This window comes from Rheinheimera marina, assembly GCF_042654345.1.
Classification (GTDB): Bacteria; Pseudomonadota; Gammaproteobacteria; order Enterobacterales; family Alteromonadaceae; genus Pararheinheimera; species Pararheinheimera marina.
In genome coordinates this window covers 130,569-146,591 of sequence record NZ_JBHSGB010000006.1, presented here as the reverse complement: position 1 = coordinate 146,591, position 16,023 = coordinate 130,569, and the positions used below count along the sequence as shown (strand labels likewise).

The following is a 16,023-nucleotide window of genomic DNA, read 5'->3' as shown; positions in this document are numbered from 1 at the left end:
TTCTGATCCCAGGCGGGCGTCGGATTGTTGTCTTATGTTGAATGTCCCGCCGGTGCAGGTTCACAACCATGATGGAAGCTTTTTTCTCTTCGTTTTCCGCGGTCGCTCTGGCCGAAATCGGTGACAAAACTCAACTCTTATCGTTATTTCTGGCGGCGCGTTTTCGCTCCAAAACCGCTATTATCGCCGGTATTCTGCTGGCAACCTTATTAAACCACGCGGCGTCTGCCTGGTTTGGTGCCTGGGTGGCTCAGTTTATTCCAACAGGCTGGCATGGTTGGTTGCTGGGGGGCTCATTTATTGCGGTGGCTTTATGGCTGCTGATCCCGGATAAAGACGACAGCGACGACAACAGCGTACTGAAGTACGGCGCTTTTGTCGCCAGTACAGTGCTGTTTTTCCTGGCTGAAATTGGCGATAAAACCCAAATTGCCACAGTGTTGTTAGCCGCTACCTATGACGCCACCAGCATGGTTATTCTGGGTACTACGCTTGGCATGCTGGCGGCCAATGTGCCTGTGGTGTATGCAGGTAGCTGGTTGCTGGAGAAAATTTCGCTCGACTGGGCGCGCCGTGCCGCTTGTGCGGTATTTATGTTCATTGGTGTCGCCACTATCGTGATGTACGGCTAACCCACCATTGTGGCTTGCCGTGTCGGTGTCAGCCTGATCCAGGGCTGGCACTGACTCAGACTCTTGCTTATGCTGTGGGCAGATCAAGCAGGAGACCCCAATGAAATTAGGCCTGTTATTTTTTATTCCTACGCTGGCACTGGCAGACTGCAACTTGCAGCACGTCAGCGTCCTGGCGGGCAACTGGCTGGCACAGCAAGGCGAACAGCAGATCAGCGAACGTTGGCTGCGGTTGTCGCATCACAGTATGGAAGGCTGGGGCCAACACAAAAACGCCAAAGGTGAGCTGCAAAGCACCGAAGAGCTCCGTTTAGTGCAGATGCAGGGTGAGGTGTTTTACTTGGCGAAGGTGCCACACAATAGTTTGCCTGTCGCCTTTAAGCTGACGCACTGCGAGCAAAACCACTTTGTATTTGAAAACCAGGCGCATGATTTTCCAAAGAAAATTGAATACCAGCTGCAAGGGCCCAAACAGCTGCTGGTGAAGGTCAGCGACGGTTTGGCCGAAGGCTTTAGTCTGAACTTTGTACGGCAATAACAAAAACACCCTCTGGCATTAGGCAAGCCGGGGTGTTGCAGGTATAATGCGCGGCCATTTTCTGAGCACGCACAGCAGATACGAGAACCCTATGCTTAACACCACTGAAAAACTTCGTCCTTCAGCCCCGGTTGCCCGGATGCAAGCCGAACGTGGGTTATTCTCGTACCCGAAATACTGGGCCGAATGTTTTGGCCCGGCGCCGTTTTTACCCATGAGCCGCGCCGAGATGGACAAACTTGGCTGGGACAGCTGTGACGTGATCCTGGTGGTGGGCGATGCCTATGTCGACCACCCGAGTTTTGGTATGGCCGTGGTGGGCCGGATGCTGGAAAGTCAGGGCTTTCGGGTTGGTATCATTGCGCAGCCGGACTGGAACAGCAAAGACGACTTTATGCGTCTGGGCAAACCCAATCTGTTCTTTGGTGTGTCCGCCGGCAATATGGATTCAATGATTAACCGCTACACAGCGGATAAAAAGCTGCGCCACGACGATGCCTACACGCCGGGTAACGAAGGCGGCAAGCGGCCAGACCGCGCGGTGATTGTGTATTCGCAGCGCTGCAAAGAAGCCTACAAAGAAGTGCCGGTGATTATCGGCGGTATTGAAGCCAGCCTGCGCCGCATTGCCCATTATGACTACTGGCAGGAAAAAGTCCGCCGCTCCATTTTATTTGATGCCAAAGCCGAGTTGCTGATTTACGGCAATGCCGAGCGCCCGCTGATTGAAGTGGCGCACCGTCTGGCCGCTGGTGAGCCGGTGGCCGAACTGCAAGGCATTCGTGGCACTGCGGTGATCCGCAAAGAAGCGATGCCGGAATGGCGTGGTATGGATTCTACCGCCATCGACAAAGTCGGCAAAATTGACCCTATTCCAAACCCTTATGGGGCGGACGATGTTGGCTGTGGCAGCTTTTCTGAATTTGCCAAGCAGGGTATTGATTTAACCCAGCCGCAGCCAGTTGAAGCCAAACCAGTGATGGTACAGGCACCACGGCAAAAGCCATGGGAAAAAACTTACGTCAAACTGCCGGCCTTTGAGCAGGTCAGTGTGAACAAAGCCTTGTACGCACATGCCTCGCGTATATTGCACCAGGAAACCAACCCGGGCTGTGCCCGCGCTATTATGCAGCGCCATGGTGATCGCCATTTATGGATCAACCCGCCGGCGTTTCCGCTGACCACCGAAGAAATGGACGGCGTGTTTGGCCTGCCGTACCAGCGCGTGCCGCACCCTGTGTATGGCAAGGCGAAGATCCCGGCCTACGACATGATCAAAACCTCGGTCAATATCATGCGTGGCTGCTTTGGCGGCTGTTCGTTTTGCTCTATTACCGAACACGAAGGCCGTATTATTCAGAGTCGTTCGCAAGAATCTATTCTGCAGGAAATTGAAGCGATTCGTGACAAGGTGCCGGGCTTTACCGGCGTCATTTCCGATTTGGGCGGCCCGACCGCCAATATGTACAAATTACGCTGTAAAAACCCGAAAGCGGAGCAAACCTGCCGCCGGCCGTCCTGTGTTTATCCAACCATTTGTGAGCATATGGACACCGACCAGAGCCCGACAGTGCAGCTGTACCGCGCGGCCCGTAAGCTCAAAGGCGTGAAGAAAATTCTGGTGGCGTCCGGTGTGCGTTACGACCTGGCGGTGGAAGACCCGAATTATGTGAAAGAGCTGGTGCAGCACCATGTCGGTGGTTATCTGAAGATTGCCCCTGAGCATACCGAAGAAGGCCCATTGTCGAAGATGATGAAGCCGGGCATGGGCGCGTACGACAAATTTAAAGAGATGTTCGACCGCTTCAGTAAAGAAGCCGGTAAAGAGCAGTACCTGATCCCGTATTTTATTTCGGCGCACCCGGGCACCACCGATCTGGACATGATCAATCTGGCGCTCTGGCTGAAAGAACGGGATTTCCGCCTGGACCAGGTGCAGAACTTCTACCCAAGCCCAATGGCCAATGCGACCACTATTTACCATACCGAGCTGAATTCGCTGAAAAACATTAAGGGCAATACGGAACAGGTGGCGGTGCCTAAAGGTGAACGTCAGCGCCGTCTGCACAAGGCCTTACTGCGTTACCATGACCCCAAAGGCTGGACGCTTATTCGTGAAGCCTTGCTGAAAATGGGCATGAAACACCTGATAGGTACCGGCAAAGGTTGCCTGGTGCCTGACGAGAAGCAAGAAGCCAAACTGCTCAAAGGCCCTAAACTGCCACGCACACCAGGCCAACCTGCGCTGACCCGTCATACCGGACAGAACCCGGCGAAAAAGGCGGCGGCCCAGGTGAAAAAATCCAGCGGCAAAGCCTCGTTCCAGAAAAAACGGCCGGGTTAACCGACAGCCAGTCGTTTTCCGGCTGGCTGCAGTGACCTGCACAGGAGAAGGATATGCCTGTCACTTTACACACCGAACGACTGTTGTTAAGGCCTTTTACGCTGGACGATGCCGAAGCGTTTTTTCCTCTGATGGCGTTGCCAGAGGTGGTGCGTTACGTTGGCAACCAACAGGTTCAGTCGGTGCAGCAAGTGCAGCAGTATTTGCATGACCATCCACTACGTGACTATCGGATTTACGGCTACGGTCGTCTGGCACTTATTCATAGGGATTCCGGGCGTTTAATTGGCTTTAGTGGCATTAAATTTATTACTGAAATTCAGCAATCAGAATTGGGTTACCGGCTGTTGCCAGAATTCTGGGGGCAAGGGCTGGCCACCGAAGCCGGTCTGGCCGTGCTTGGCTGGGCGCAGCAACTGGGGCTGCATGAACTGGTTGCCTTAATCCACCCGCAGAACCACGGCTCCAAAGCTGTGGTGGCTAAGCTGGGGTTCCAGTTTCAACAGTCCATTCAGTATTCCTTGTTGGAGCAGGACACCGAACTCTGGTGTAAACAAATTTAACAAAGTCGGTGCCGCCGCCCTTTAGTCACCTGTTGCCCTCTGTTACACTTTGCGGCCTTTTGTTCCGGAGTCTGTATGAAAGCTCAGCTTCACTTATTACTGCAATCTGCTGCCGTGCGCTGGCTGTCTTATGGGGCTGCTGTCGTGCTTGGGGTGATGCTGTATCAGGCCAAACCCTGGTTGAGCTTTTGGCTTCTGCCGGAACCTATGACCAGCTCCCAGCTGAGCCAGGCGCAGCGTTTTGAAAAAGCCAACCCACAAGCCGCCGTTGTACTGGACGCTTTTATCAATCTGCGCGCTTTAGTGCGCCAGGAAAAAGAGCTGCGTGAACGTTTTGCGCCCTGGGAACGGCAGGAACGGGATGAAGGTTGGGCTGAAGCGACCGAATACCTGCTGGCACATCTGGCCGTCTCCACCAGCAACAACGAACTGCGAATTTTGGCCAGTGAATGCCGCAATACCTTGTGTCAGGTGCGTTTAATGGCGCCTGTGCCTATGGGCAACGAATTTACTGCAAAAATCTTGCAGTTTGCCAAAGTGTTAAAAGCGGCAGAGCTGGAGTACCAGGATATGGAAACTGAACCCGGTGCTGTGCTGCTGCATTTAAAAGCGAATAAAGACTATAAATTTGCTGGCGCTGTGGCTGCCAGTTTACAACCGGCTGAGCGGGCGGTTTGGGAGCAGGAGGTACTGCAATGGTACAAAAACTGAAATACCCGGCGCTGATAATTGCCGCTTACCTGATTGCCGCAGTGGCCGACTATGCCCTGACGTTCAGTCGCCAGCTGAAGTTACCATCTGCCTCCCACAGCAGCGCTGAATTGTCGCCTGAAATGCGTCAGCTGATGCATCAGCATCAACTGACCGGGGCGGCGCTGGCTCAGCTGATCACAGATGCCGAGCAGCAAAAACAGCAGTATAAAAACTGACATTAAACTGCGGTTGAGGCCTTAAGCCGCATCAAAACGTAATGACAACATCGACAGCGCTTCATGTTCGAACTGGTCGTTAAACCAACTCAGTTTGTCGGCGGCTGTACTGGCACCTAACACATACAACAAAGGCAGAAAGTGATCCGGATGCGGAACTGACAGTTGCGCGGCTTCACCCAACTGACTGTAGTTAGCCACCTGGTCAAATTGCCCTTGTTCTATCCATTGTCGCACTGGTGTCAGGAAATCTCTGGCCCAGTCAGGTACCTTCTCACTGTGCCAGCGCAGCAACCTCAGGTTATGCACCAGATTGCCAGACGCTACAATCAACACGCCTTCATCGCGCAGTGGCCGTAAGCGACTGGCGAGCTGCAGGTGTTGTTGTGGGCTTAAACTGGCATCCAGACTCAATTGCACCACAGGCACTGAGGCGTCCGGATACAAATGGGTCAACACCGACCAGGTGCCGTGGTCCAGTCCCCAATCCGTACTTAGTCGTACTGGCTGAGGGGCGAGCAGGCTGGCAATCTGGTTGGCCAGTGCCGGGTCACCCGGTGCCGGGTAATTAAACTGGTGCAGGGCCGGTGGAAAGCCAAAAAAGTCATGCACGGTCGCAGGCGCGACCTGCGCGGTGACCGCGCTGCCCTGGGTATACCAGTGGGCCGAGATCATCAGAATAGCGCGTGGCGGCTTGGCAGGAATTTGTTGGGCCCAGCCTTGGGTTAATGAGCTGGACTCCAACGCATTCATCGGGCTGCCATGGCCGAAAAATATCAGGGGTAAAGACATTCGTACCTCGTCTGGTAAAGTCACTGCTGGCAGTTTAGGTGGCATTTATTGGAAAGAATATTGCTAAATTGTGTGATATCCGTTCAACTTAGTAGAACGTTTAGGTGATTAAAAGAGCAAGCAGGCCTGCAATGCAGGCCTGCGAGTCCAGGCTCAGCGCTGGAAGAAAAACGGCTGATTGTGCACCTGTTGTGGGTGCAGCTCATCCATGGTTTCGGCGTCAAACAGACGGCCGTTGACCATACTGTACTTCACCTTGTCGGTATCACGGATATTTTTCAGCGGGTCGGCGTCCAGTATGATTAAGTCCGCCAGCTTGCCGGCTTTAATCGAGCCCAACTGCTGGTCCATTCCAAAGGTTTTCGCCGGATTGATGGTGGCTGTTTTCAGCGCCTGCAGTGGGCTCATGCCCCCTTGCGCGAACATCCAGATCTCCCAGTGTGCACCTAAGCTTTCACGTTGACCGTGTGCGCCCATATTGGTCACCACCCCTAAATCATTCAACTCTTTGGCCATTTTTGAAATCGCAACGTGGTTGTAATGATGATCCGGTGCTTTTGGCCGGCGCATACTGCGGGCCCGCAGCTCGTCCGCCGGAACAAACTTGCTCAGGCGTGGGTGTTTCCACACATCGGTTTTGTCGTACCAGTAGTTTTCGCCAAAAATGCCGCCGTACGCCACGATCAGGGTAGGGGTGTAGGCAGTTTTGGTTTGTGACCACAGTTGTTTGACGTCATCGTACAACACGGCTGCGGCCAGCGAGTGTTCCAGCGTGGTGTGGCCGTCCACCGCCATGCTCAGGTTGTGCTGCATCAGTGAGCCACCTTCGGGCACCACCATCATGTCCAGTTCGCGGGCGGCTTCAATAATTTGCTGACGCTGCTCACGTCTTGGCTGGTTATAGCTTTTGACCGAAAAGGCGCCGACTTTTTTCAGCCGTTCCATATGGAATTTGGCATCATCCAGACTGTCGACATGCGAGGTGTAACCGGCACCGTAAGCGCCATACAAAATAGTGCCTGTACTGAAGATACGTGGGCCAATGCTCAGGCCGGCTTTTTGCAGTTCGCTGGCCGTAAAAATTTCCTGAGTGTCGTTTGACGGGTCATGAATGCTGGTAACCCCGAGTGCCAGACTGGCGTAATTGACATAGTTACGCTGCGGGATCAGTTGGTTCACCCCTTGCGGGCCGTGCGCGTGTGCATCAAACAAGCCTGGCATCAGGGTTTTACCGCTGATATCGATAACTTTGGCGTCTGACGGAATTTGCACATCGGCTTTGCTGCCTACTGCTTTAATCAGGTTACCTTCCACCAGCACCACAGCGTCTTGCAGAACCTCGTCGCCTTCCATAGTAATCACCTGACCACCAACAAAAGCGACAGTGCCTGTTGGTGTGGCCATTGGCACATCAAAGCCTAACTTGGCGCCATTTTTGGCGGCAATTTTCACTTTGCTGCCGACATCGAACAGACCGGCAATGGAGCTGTGATACAACTCAGGGCCTAAATGCCAGTACAGGCTGGCGCTGTCGGCTGTCCAGCTGATGTCGCTACCGGCTTTGACCGACAACTGCTTGACCGGGAACTGGGTATCGCTGCCGCTGATATCAAGCACGGCACCGCGTTCAGCAAATGGCGTGACATAGACTTTAAAGCGGTCGATAAAGGCCAGGTACTTGCCGTCCGGTGATAGCTTAAATTCGGTGCCGTATTTAGCACTGTATAAGGTGCGTTGCTGCTCTGTCGCCAGATCGATACTCAGTAGCACCGGGGACTGACCGTAGTCCTGGGCAAAAACGCGCTCGTTGTCTTTGCCAAACATTGGCGCAAAACCATTGCGGGCAATCAGTTTGGGCGGTTGTGCGCCGCTGACCGGCACCGCATACAGGCCGGTATCGCGGGAATACTGTTTGGATAACAACGAACCTGCACCTGACTTGCGGTACACCACAGTGCGGCCGTCCGGGCTTAGGGTCGGCTCGACGTATTTACCTGGTTCAGGTGTCAGCACGCGTTGCTGGCCTGTGGCCAGATCCAGTAAATGCACGGCTCCTTGTTTATCGTCGTGCCAGCTGACATACACCAGCTGTTTGCCGTCGCGGGAGAACTGCGGATAAAACTCAAAGTGGTCAGTCTGGCTGGTTAAACGCCGTGGTGTGCCAGAAGGCAACTGTTTGGTGTACAGGTGGCCCAGCGCCGAATACACAGCGGTGTTGCCGTCTGGTGATACCTGCACATTGCCCAGCATTTTCACATCCAGCTGGTCTGGGTTGATGTCCTGTTTCACCCGTTGTGCGGTTTGAATTTTTTTGGTCCGTTCAATATGGAATGGGATCTCGCTGCGGCTTTTTTCTTTGAGATTAAATTTGTTGATTTTGCCGCCAGCCCAGTACACCAGACTCTGGTTGTCCGGTGTCCAGCCGATAGTCGGGTAGACGCCATGAATAGCCCAGGTTTCCTGCATGTCGCGGTCAAGCTTATCGTCCAGTTTGGTCTGCTCGCCGGTTTCCAGGTTGTACAAAAACAGCGTGCTCTGGAAGTCGACGCGGCGGATATAAGCCAGGTATTTACCATCCGGTGACGGGGTAGGCCGGATGGCTCCACCGGCACCGCTTAACAGCACCTCGATATTACCGGTCTCGCGCTCGAAGCGCTTGATCACGTAAATGCCCTGTTCGGAGTCTTTGCTGTAATGGAAGGTTTTGCCTGGGGTGTCGTCCTGCGAAAAATAAATGTATTTACCATCCGGCGAAAACGCCGGTTCGCCCAGATCTTTTTCGTCATTGGCCTTGGCGGTCAGCATCATGCCAGCACCGCCGGTTTTGTGGTATTGCCAGACTTCGCCTGCGCCTAAAGAGCGGGTGTTGGTAAAGTGTTTGCGGGCAACGATAAACTCACTGTCCGGGCTCCAGGCCGGGCTGTTCAGCAGGCGGAAGGTTTCTTTGGTGACCGCCGTTTGATTGGAGCCATCGGTGTTCATCACCCAAATATTGTCACCGCCCCCCTGGTCGCTGGTAAACGCTATATGCTTGCCGTCCGGGCTGAACACAGGTTGCATTTGCCAGGCAATGTCGGAGGTCAGTAGCTTGGCTTTGCCGCCGCTAATCGGCATGGTGTAAATGTCGCCCAGTAAATCAAAGGCAATGGTTTTGCCGTCCGGGCTGACGCTGACGTTCATCCAGGTGCCGCTTTGCACGTCAATTTTGATGTCTTCAAATTTCCCTATCGGCTTGTCGACTGACCAGGCTGGCGTTTTGTCGTCGGCCAGGGTGACGAAACTGGCGGATAAAGCCAGCGCCAGCAGGCTGTAGTTATAGTTTTTCATGGCAGTGTTCCTTGTTGTTTGTGCGCTCAAACTGCCACAACTAGCCGGCCCGGTAAAGCAAAGCAGACCAATTGACAACCACAGCTGACTAACAGCAAAAACTTTGGTCTGGAACAAAAACTGATTACACTGCAACAAGATAGAATTAAACGGAGCGCAGTATGGAGTCGCCTTGTGTGGCTTGTTGCCGTCTGAATGAAGAAAAAGTCTGTGTCGGTTGTTACCGGCATATGGATGAGATTGTCGACTGGCGTAAAAAAACAGCACAGCAGTACCAACAAATTGCCGCCAATATTGCTCAGCGCAAAGCCAGCTGGCAGCCGCCGTTACAGCAAAGTGCGATGACGCAAGACGAGTGGCTTGCCGCGCGTGAACGCAACCGGCAGCAACAGCAAGGAGTGCAGCAATGAATTGGCAGGCCTGGTTTGATATCAGTCCACTGAGTTGGGCTGGGGTAGGCTGTACCCTGTTGTGTGGCACTGTGGTTGGGCTTGAACGACAACTGCGTGGCAAGCCAGCGGGCATTCGCACTTCTATTCTGATCACTTTGGGCACCTATTTATTTGTTGCCCTGAGTTTGTCACTGCAGACAGCGCTCATGGACCCTAGCCGGATCATTGGTCAGGTGGTAACTGGCATCGGCTTTTTAGGCGCAGGCGTCATGTTAACCCGCGACGGCCTGGTGGTTGGCGTCACGTCGGCGGCGACTATCTGGATGCTGGCGGCCATTGGTGTGGCGGCTGGCATCGGCTATTACCACACGGCCATTTGGCTGTCGGTGCTGGTGGTCGGTATTCTGACCGGCGTGAATTTACTGGAAGATGCCAGCTCTGCACTGCGCCGTGGTGTGCATCGTACCTCAAAAGATTGGGTCGAACGCGCAAGCGATAAAAACAAAGACGTACTGGACAAAGGAAAATAAATGTTACTTGAGGCTGTATGGATAGGCTTTGCCTTTAGTCTTGGATTACTGGTTCGGATGGTGGGGTTGCCCCCGTTAATTGGTTATCTGGCTGCCGGCTTTGTGATCACCGCCACTGGGCCTGAGCTGAATTTGCCGAAAGAAGGCAATGCCATCATTGCCCATGTCGCCCATTTGGGCGTGTTGCTGCTGCTCTTTACTGTGGGTCTGAAGCTCAATATCCGCAGCCTGGCGAAAACTGAAGTGCTGGGTGGCAGCCTGGCGCACTTTGCGCTGTCGGCACTGTTTTATGCGCCGGTGATTTACCTCGCCTTTGAACCTGACTGGATGCATGCTTTGATGCTGGGCTCTGCGCTGGCATTTTCCAGCACGGTGTTAGCGGCAAAAGTACTGGAAAACAAACGCGAAATCCGCGCCTTTCACGGCCGGGTCGCAATAGGTATTTTGGTCATGCAGGACCTGATCGCGATGGCGCTGCTCAGCTTATCGCAGGGCACTACGCCGTCCGCCTGGGCCTTGTTGGTGCTGCTGGTGCCACTGCTCAGACCGCTACTTTACAAACTGATGGACCTGATGGGCCATGACGACCTGCAAATTCTGTTTGGCGTGATGCTGGCCGTGGTGGTGGGGGGCTCAGGTTTTCATTTGCTTGGCTTGAGTTCAGAACTGGGGGCGCTGGTGTTTGGTGCTTTGCTGGCAGGGCATAACCGCTCGGGCGAGTTATCAAAGACTTTGTGGGCGTTAAAAGAGTTTTTCCTGGTTGGCTTTTTCCTGCAGATTGGCCTTGGCGGTATGCCGGATCCGCAGGCCTGGATGTTTGCTGGCTTGATGACCTTGTTGTTGCCCGTGAAAGCCTTGCTGTTTTTTGGTTTGCTGGTGCTGTTTAAACTGCGGGCGCGCAGCGCGTTTTTATCGGGCCTGGTGCTGAGCAATTACAGTGAGTTTGCGCTGATTGTAGTCGCGGTGGCGATGCCGCAGTTCCTGATCCCATTGGCGCTGACTGTGGCCTTGTCTTTTGTGGTGTCGGCGCCACTGAACCGTTTTGCCCACCCGCTTTACGAAAAACTGGCGCAGCGACTGATCCCTTTTGAGCGCGACAGCCATCACCCGGATGAACAACCTGTGTCGCTGGGCGACGCCGAAGTACTGATTATGGGTATGGGTCGCACCGGCAGTGCCGCTTATGAATACCTGGAACACAAGTGTCACCTGGTGGCGCTGGACTCGGACCCGGCGAAAGTGGCGCAGCACCATGAACTGGGTAAAAACGTGCTCTATGCCGATGCAGAAGACCAGGTGTTCTGGCAGGGCGTGAAGCTCAATGCCATTCGTGCTGTGGTGTTGTGTCTGAATGATGTGGAAGCCAAGGTGATTGCAACGCGGAAACTACGTCAGGCTGGCTTTGCCGGATTGATCGTGTCGCACAGTATGCACAGTGACGAAGCGCAGCAAATCATGGCAGCTGGAGCTGATCACACCTACCTGACGATGTCAGAGGCTGGTTTGGGTCTGGCGGAGCGGGTGCGACAGCATATCACGCTGTAGCTCCAGCCAAAGGGGAGCCTTTGGCTCCCCATATGGCATTCAGCTTAACTGGACAGTTTAAGCCCAATAATACCGAGCAAAATCATGGTAATACTGATTAAACGCGGCCAACTGGCCGGGTCGCCAAGCAAGAAAATTCCGACAATCACCGTACCCACGGCTCCTATGCCGGTCCAGACGGCATAAGCAGTACCTACAGGTAAATCCCGCATCGCCAGACCAAGCAGACTGATGCTCAGCAGCATCGCCAGCAAAGTCCAGACGGAAGGCCAGAACTTACTGAACCCTTCAGTGTATTTCAGGCCCACAGCCCAACCGACTTCCAATAAGCCCGCAATGATTAATAAAACCCAGTTCATGCTGTATCTCCAACGAGCGCCATGGCAGATGCTGTTCTGCGACGGACTGTGACTCGCAATGAATGGGGTCGTCCCCGATGTTGTGACGCGCAGGCGGGTCGTCCCGTCTGGCCTGTGATAAGCGAAGCGGGCGAATTTTATTCGCCCTGACGGCTTTAGTCCAGTGTGCCACCGGCGATCAGCCAGTCCTGTTCAGTTTGCAGTGCCACCGGCAGACAGAGCTTCAATGCTTCTGTGACCAGTTCAGGGGGCATGGATGGCAACTGTTTGCCTTTTACCTGGCCTGGCGAATAAGGAATATGTAAAAAGCCACCCCTCACCTTGTGCTGGTTTTGCAGCAGATGCATCAGGCCATAAAACACCTGATTGCAGACAAAGGTGCCTGCTGTATAGGAAATACTGGCGGCAAACCCGGCCTGCTGCAGTTTAGCCACCATGGCTTTGAGTGGCAGCGTACTGAAGTAAGCGGTTGCGCCTCCTGCAATCACCGGTTGATCAATCGGTTGCGCACCTGCGTTATCAGCAATGCGGGCGTCGATATGATTAATAGCCACCTTTTCAAAACTCAGGTCAGTGCGCCCGCCGGCTTGACCCAGGCATAGCACCAATACGGGGTGATAGTGCTCAAGGTTTTCCTGCAGCACCTGCAGGCTGGCCGCGAATGAGCAAGGCAGCTGCACTGCACGAATTTGCACTTCGTCATCCAGCCTGACCCCATCCAGTGCCTGAACGGCCTGCCAGGAAGGATTCACACTTTCGCCGCCAAAAGGTTCAAAGCCAGTGAGCAGTATTGTTGCCATTTAAAACCACCTTAAAAAAACGTACATCAATGCAATATTGGTCAGCAACAAACCAAAGGCGGTTGGCGCCTGCGCTTTAATCACCGCATGTTTGTCCTTCAGTTCCAAAAGTGCCACCGGCACTATATTAAAGTTAGCGGCCATCGGCGTCAGCAGGGTACCGCAATAGCCACTAAACATGCCAATGGCGGCCATCATGGCCGGGTTAATGTCGTGCTGCTGCACCAGCAATGGAATGCCAATACCTGCGGTAATCACCGGAAAGGCGGCAAAGGCGTTGCCCATAATGATGGTAAACAGCGCCATACCAATGGCATAACAGGCGACGGCGGCCAGCGGATGGTCCAGCGCCAGATAACGTTGGCTTAACGCGGCGACAGAATCACCGACTCCAGCCTGAGTAAAGAGCAAGCCTAAGGTGGCCAATAACTGAGGCAGCAACACGGCCCAGCCCATGGCTTCAATTAAGCGGGAAGACTCTGACAGCGCCTGTGCGGGAGTTTCTTTGCAGTAATAAAGCGCAAAACCGAGCGCCAGTGTGGCGGCCACCGCCAGTGCTGTCAGAGTCAGATTGGCAGGAGCCAACAACGGCTGGTCGAAGATCTGCACATGAGACAACACCAAAACACCAAACACAGTGCCCAGTGGAATGAGCAGCGCCGGCACAAATAATTTGTGCCCAAGCCGGTTGACTGAGGTCAATTGCTGTTCGTCCGACAACGGGATGTAACTGCGGCTTTTTACCAGCGACAGCCCGCCAATCACGCTCATCAGCACCACCAGTGCACCGACCAGCGCTTTAGGCAACAGATCGCCAGCCAGAAAAATCAGGCTATAGCTGCCCCAAAACAGCGCGGCGGCTAAACGCCGGTCTTGCACTGCATAAATAGCAACCACCGCAAACAACAGGCCAACGATCAGGTACAGCAAGGGCAAATCAATCATGGCTTTGCTCCTGCTGCAGTCGCGCCAGGTAGCGGTCAAACCGGACCAGCCGGTAGCCATGAATTAAAAAGGCGGCCACAGCAGTGGGAATACCCCAGAGCGCGATATGCAGCGGGTCTGTCTCAATACCGGACTCGCGTAAAAAGGTGTGCATCAGAATAATGGCGCCAAAGGCGACAAATATATCTTCGCCAAAAAACAGGCCCACATTGTCTGTTGCCGCGGACATAGCGCGGATTTTAGCTCGCACCACAGGGTGTTTGGCACCATCCGGGTGGGCGGCTTCCGCCATAGGGGCGACCAGGGGGCGGACCATTTGCGGGTGCCCGCCTAAACTGGTCAGCCCGGCGGCGGCTGAGCTTTCGCGCAGCGCCAGATACACCAGCAATAAACGGCCTGTGGTGGCCACTTTAATCTGGCCTATCAGCCGCTGTGCCTGCAAACGCAGACCATGGCGTTCAAGCAAGCCAATCACCGCCAGCGGTAACAGCAGTATTAACGGCAGGTTGCGGGTGCGTAAAAAGGTGTCGCCTAACTGTTCCAGCCACTGTAGCAAGGGCCAGCCGGTGGCAAGTGCTGTCGCCAGTGCCGACAAAATCACCACCAGCAGCGGGTGGAATTTCAGCAATAGCCCGACAGCGAGCAACAAAATGCCACAGAGTGGCCACAGATCCAGTTCGGTCATAAATAGTTCTTATCGGTGTAAAACTGAAGGGGCAGTGTGCCCCGAGCACGCAAGCTGCTGCAAGTAAAGCGGGTGGCAAAATAGTGGAAAGTTATCGCAAAAAAATAGCAAAATCAGCCTTCTAAGCCGCGCCAAATCTGAGTTTTTATCAAAAGCTCGACGCAGGGAAAAAGCCTCGTTATAATGCCGCGTCCTGTATAACAGGTCTGGATGACGCGTCAACAGAAGGCTCCCGGACCAGCACTAAGATGGCGTCATGAAACGCCTGATTTGATTTTGAGGTAACAAGATGCAAGTTTCTGTGGAAACCACTCAGGGTTTAGAACGCCGTTTAACCATTACAGTCCCGGCTGCGGCAATTAGCGCTGAAGTTGAAAAAGAATTACGTACTATCGCTAAAACCCGCCGTATTGACGGTTTCCGTCCTGGTAAAGCTCCGGTATCAATGATCAAAAAAATGTTTGGTCTGCCAGTGCTGCAAGACGTGGCTTCACGTCAAATGCAAAACCATTTCTACCAAGCCATTATCCAGAACAAACTGACGCCAGCCGGCGCTCCGACTTTTGCTCCTAAGCAATTGGCTGAAGGTCAGGATTTAGAATTCGTTGCTACCTTTGAAGTGTACCCGGAAGTTCAGCTGAACAACCTGGACAAAGTGGAAGTGAGCAAGCCAGTGGTTGATATCACTGACGCCGATCTGAACACAATGATTGACACGCTGCGTAAGCAACACGCCACATGGGACAAAACCAAAGCCGCTATCGCCAAAGGTCACCGCGTCAATATGGACTTCACCGGTTCCATTGACGGTGTTGAATTTGAAGGCGGTAAAGCCTCTGGTTTCACGCTGGAAATCGGTCAGGGTCGTATGATCCCTGGTTTCGAAGACGGCATCATCGGTAAGAAAAGCGGTGACGAATTCACGATCGAAGTGACGTTCCCTGAAGACTACCACGCTGAAAACCTGAAAGGTAAAGCGGCTTCGTTCGCTATCAAAGTGAACGGCGTTGAGAAGCAAAAGCTGCCAGAAGTGAACGAAGAGTTCGCTGCGCTGTTCGGCCTGGCTGAACCAACAGTGGATGCACTGCGCGCTGAAGTGAAGAAAAACATGGAACGCGAGCTGAGCAACAACATCAAAGCCAAAGTAAAAGACCAGGTTGTGAAAGGCCTGCTGGCTAACCACGAAGTTGACGTGCCACAAGCACTGATCGACAGTGAAGTGGACGTGCTGCGTCGTCAGGCTCTGCAACGTTTCGGCAACAATCTGGACGCGAAAAACCTGCCAGAACTGCCAGCCTCTCTGTTTGCTGAGCAAGCCAAAGACCGCGTGAAAGTCGGCCTGTTACTGGGCGAAGTGATCAAAGCAAACAACCTGCAGGTTGATGATGCCCGCGTTCAGGCGCTGATCGAAACTGTGGCTTCTGCCTATGAAGACCCACAAGAAGTTGTGCAGTACTACAACAGCAATAAAGAGCTGCTGCAAGGTATGCGCAACGTGGCTTTAGAAGAGCAGGCAATTGACCTGGTTCTGGAAAAAGCCAAAGTGACTGAACAGAAAGCCAAGTTCGACGAAATCATGAATCCACAGGCGTCAAACTAAGATTTGACATCTGTTGGTCTGACAGTTTTAATGGCTCGAGCA

General features: G+C 53.7%; 16 protein-coding genes. 10 read left to right on the top strand and 6 right to left on the bottom strand.

Annotation, left to right across the window (positions count from 1 at the left end; all coding sequences use genetic code 11):
- Positions 1-68 precede the first annotated feature (68 nt).
- The 6 genes from ACFO3I_RS06640 (at position 69) to ACFO3I_RS06615 (ending at position 5,006) form a co-directional block, all read left to right on the top strand.
- Positions 69-632, top strand: a complete 564-nt coding sequence (locus tag ACFO3I_RS06640; RefSeq protein ID WP_377332751.1) for a TMEM165/GDT1 family protein — start codon at positions 69-71, stop codon at positions 630-632.
- A gap of 100 nt (positions 633-732) precedes the next feature.
- Entirely contained in the window at positions 733-1,170 is a 438-nt protein-coding gene (locus ACFO3I_RS06635; RefSeq protein ID WP_377332749.1) for a DUF6265 family protein, read from the top strand.
- A 139-nt stretch (positions 1,171-1,309) separates the two neighbouring features.
- The gene (locus tag ACFO3I_RS06630; RefSeq protein WP_377333446.1) at positions 1,310-3,514 is read left to right on the top strand and encodes a YgiQ family radical SAM protein; all 2,205 of its coding nucleotides are present in this window, start codon (positions 1,310-1,312) and stop codon (positions 3,512-3,514) included.
- A gap of 53 nt (positions 3,515-3,567) precedes the next feature.
- The gene (locus ACFO3I_RS06625; RefSeq protein WP_377332747.1) at positions 3,568-4,077 is read left to right on the top strand and encodes a GNAT family N-acetyltransferase; all 510 of its coding nucleotides are present in this window, start codon (positions 3,568-3,570) and stop codon (positions 4,075-4,077) included.
- Between the two features lie 75 nt (positions 4,078-4,152).
- On the top strand, positions 4,153-4,788 hold the full coding sequence (locus tag ACFO3I_RS06620) for a hypothetical protein (protein WP_377332746.1): 636 nt from the start codon (positions 4,153-4,155) through the stop codon (positions 4,786-4,788).
- Complete coding sequence (locus tag ACFO3I_RS06615; protein ID WP_377332745.1) at positions 4,773-5,006, top strand: hypothetical protein; 234 nt, start codon at positions 4,773-4,775, stop codon at positions 5,004-5,006. Before ACFO3I_RS06620 ends, ACFO3I_RS06615 begins: the two co-directional genes overlap by 16 nt.
- Before the next feature lie 21 nt (positions 5,007-5,027).
- Here the strand turns inward: ACFO3I_RS06615 and ygiD are convergent, their stop codons facing one another.
- Together ygiD and ACFO3I_RS06605 are read right to left on the bottom strand one after the other, a co-directional pair.
- On the bottom strand, positions 5,028-5,798 hold the full coding sequence (ygiD, locus tag ACFO3I_RS06610; protein ID WP_377332743.1) for a 4,5-DOPA-extradiol-dioxygenase: 771 nt from the start codon (positions 5,796-5,798) through the stop codon (positions 5,028-5,030).
- A 153-nt stretch (positions 5,799-5,951) separates the two neighbouring features.
- On the bottom strand, positions 5,952-9,125 hold the full coding sequence (locus tag ACFO3I_RS06605; protein ID WP_377332741.1) for an amidohydrolase family protein: 3,174 nt from the start codon (positions 9,123-9,125) through the stop codon (positions 5,952-5,954).
- A 161-nt stretch (positions 9,126-9,286) separates the two neighbouring features.
- Between ACFO3I_RS06605 and ACFO3I_RS06600 the strand changes: the two genes are divergently transcribed.
- From ACFO3I_RS06600 to ACFO3I_RS06590, 3 genes are read left to right on the top strand one after another with little or no spacing between them, the layout of a single operon-like run.
- A complete protein-coding gene (locus ACFO3I_RS06600; protein WP_377332739.1) occupies positions 9,287-9,535 on the top strand; it encodes a DUF1289 domain-containing protein in 249 nt (82 codons plus the stop codon).
- Positions 9,532-10,047, top strand: coding sequence for an MgtC/SapB family protein (locus ACFO3I_RS06595; protein ID WP_377332737.1), 516 nt, complete (start codon positions 9,532-9,534; stop codon positions 10,045-10,047). The genes ACFO3I_RS06600 and ACFO3I_RS06595 overlap by 4 nt, the downstream gene beginning before the upstream one ends.
- Positions 10,048-11,592: a cation:proton antiporter domain-containing protein gene (locus ACFO3I_RS06590; RefSeq protein WP_377332736.1), complete on the top strand. Its 1,545-nt coding sequence runs from the start codon at positions 10,048-10,050 to the stop codon at positions 11,590-11,592.
- 44 nt (positions 11,593-11,636) lie between these two features.
- Here ACFO3I_RS06590 and sugE read toward each other — a convergent pair whose 3' ends face one another.
- The 4 genes from sugE to ACFO3I_RS06570 all read right to left on the bottom strand — a co-directional run bounded on the left by sugE (position 11,637) and on the right by ACFO3I_RS06570 (position 14,381).
- Positions 11,637-11,951 carry a quaternary ammonium compound efflux SMR transporter SugE gene (gene sugE / locus ACFO3I_RS06585; RefSeq protein WP_377332734.1) on the bottom strand — a complete coding sequence of 105 codons (315 nt, stop codon included), beginning with the start codon at positions 11,949-11,951 and terminating at the stop codon, positions 11,637-11,639.
- A gap of 155 nt (positions 11,952-12,106) precedes the next feature.
- Positions 12,107-12,751 carry a pyroglutamyl-peptidase I gene (pcp, locus tag ACFO3I_RS06580; RefSeq protein WP_377332732.1) on the bottom strand — a complete coding sequence of 215 codons (645 nt, stop codon included), beginning with the start codon at positions 12,749-12,751 and terminating at the stop codon, positions 12,107-12,109.
- Positions 12,752-13,696: a DUF979 domain-containing protein gene (locus tag ACFO3I_RS06575; protein ID WP_377332731.1), complete on the bottom strand. Its 945-nt coding sequence runs from the start codon at positions 13,694-13,696 to the stop codon at positions 12,752-12,754.
- Entirely contained in the window at positions 13,689-14,381 is a 693-nt protein-coding gene (locus tag ACFO3I_RS06570) for a DUF969 domain-containing protein (protein ID WP_377332730.1), read from the bottom strand. The genes ACFO3I_RS06575 and ACFO3I_RS06570 overlap by 8 nt, the downstream gene beginning before the upstream one ends.
- A 289-nt stretch (positions 14,382-14,670) precedes the next feature.
- On the opposite strand from ACFO3I_RS06570, the gene tig reads away from it, so the two are divergent.
- Positions 14,671-15,981, top strand: a complete 1,311-nt coding sequence (gene tig / locus ACFO3I_RS06565; RefSeq protein WP_377332729.1) for a trigger factor — start codon at positions 14,671-14,673, stop codon at positions 15,979-15,981.
- Positions 15,982-16,023 lie beyond the last annotated feature (42 nt).

Coding starts and splice junctions, on each gene's coding strand:
- ACFO3I_RS06635 (WP_377332749.1), top strand. CDS start 733: ATGAAATTAGGCCTGTTATTTTTTATTCCTACGCTGGCACTGGCAGAC.
- ACFO3I_RS06600 (WP_377332739.1), top strand. CDS start 9,287: ATGGAGTCGCCTTGTGTGGCTTGTTGCCGTCTGAATGAAGAAAAAGTC.
- pcp (WP_377332732.1), bottom strand. CDS start 12,751: ATGGCAACAATACTGCTCACTGGCTTTGAACCTTTTGGCGGCGAAAGT.
- ACFO3I_RS06625 (WP_377332747.1), top strand. CDS start 3,568: ATGCCTGTCACTTTACACACCGAACGACTGTTGTTAAGGCCTTTTACG.
- ACFO3I_RS06620 (WP_377332746.1), top strand. CDS start 4,153: ATGAAAGCTCAGCTTCACTTATTACTGCAATCTGCTGCCGTGCGCTGG.
- ACFO3I_RS06595 (WP_377332737.1), top strand. CDS start 9,532: ATGAATTGGCAGGCCTGGTTTGATATCAGTCCACTGAGTTGGGCTGGG.
- tig (WP_377332729.1), top strand. CDS start 14,671: ATGCAAGTTTCTGTGGAAACCACTCAGGGTTTAGAACGCCGTTTAACC.
- ACFO3I_RS06640 (WP_377332751.1), top strand. CDS start 69: ATGATGGAAGCTTTTTTCTCTTCGTTTTCCGCGGTCGCTCTGGCCGAA.
- ACFO3I_RS06590 (WP_377332736.1), top strand. CDS start 10,048: ATGTTACTTGAGGCTGTATGGATAGGCTTTGCCTTTAGTCTTGGATTA.
- sugE (WP_377332734.1), bottom strand. CDS start 11,951: ATGAACTGGGTTTTATTAATCATTGCGGGCTTATTGGAAGTCGGTTGG.
- ACFO3I_RS06570 (WP_377332730.1), bottom strand. CDS start 14,381: ATGACCGAACTGGATCTGTGGCCACTCTGTGGCATTTTGTTGCTCGCT.
- ygiD (WP_377332743.1), bottom strand. CDS start 5,798: ATGTCTTTACCCCTGATATTTTTCGGCCATGGCAGCCCGATGAATGCG.
- ACFO3I_RS06615 (WP_377332745.1), top strand. CDS start 4,773: ATGGTACAAAAACTGAAATACCCGGCGCTGATAATTGCCGCTTACCTG.
- ACFO3I_RS06630 (WP_377333446.1), top strand. CDS start 1,310: ATGCAAGCCGAACGTGGGTTATTCTCGTACCCGAAATACTGGGCCGAA.
- ACFO3I_RS06605 (WP_377332741.1), bottom strand. CDS start 9,125: ATGAAAAACTATAACTACAGCCTGCTGGCGCTGGCTTTATCCGCCAGT.
- ACFO3I_RS06575 (WP_377332731.1), bottom strand. CDS start 13,696: ATGATTGATTTGCCCTTGCTGTACCTGATCGTTGGCCTGTTGTTTGCG.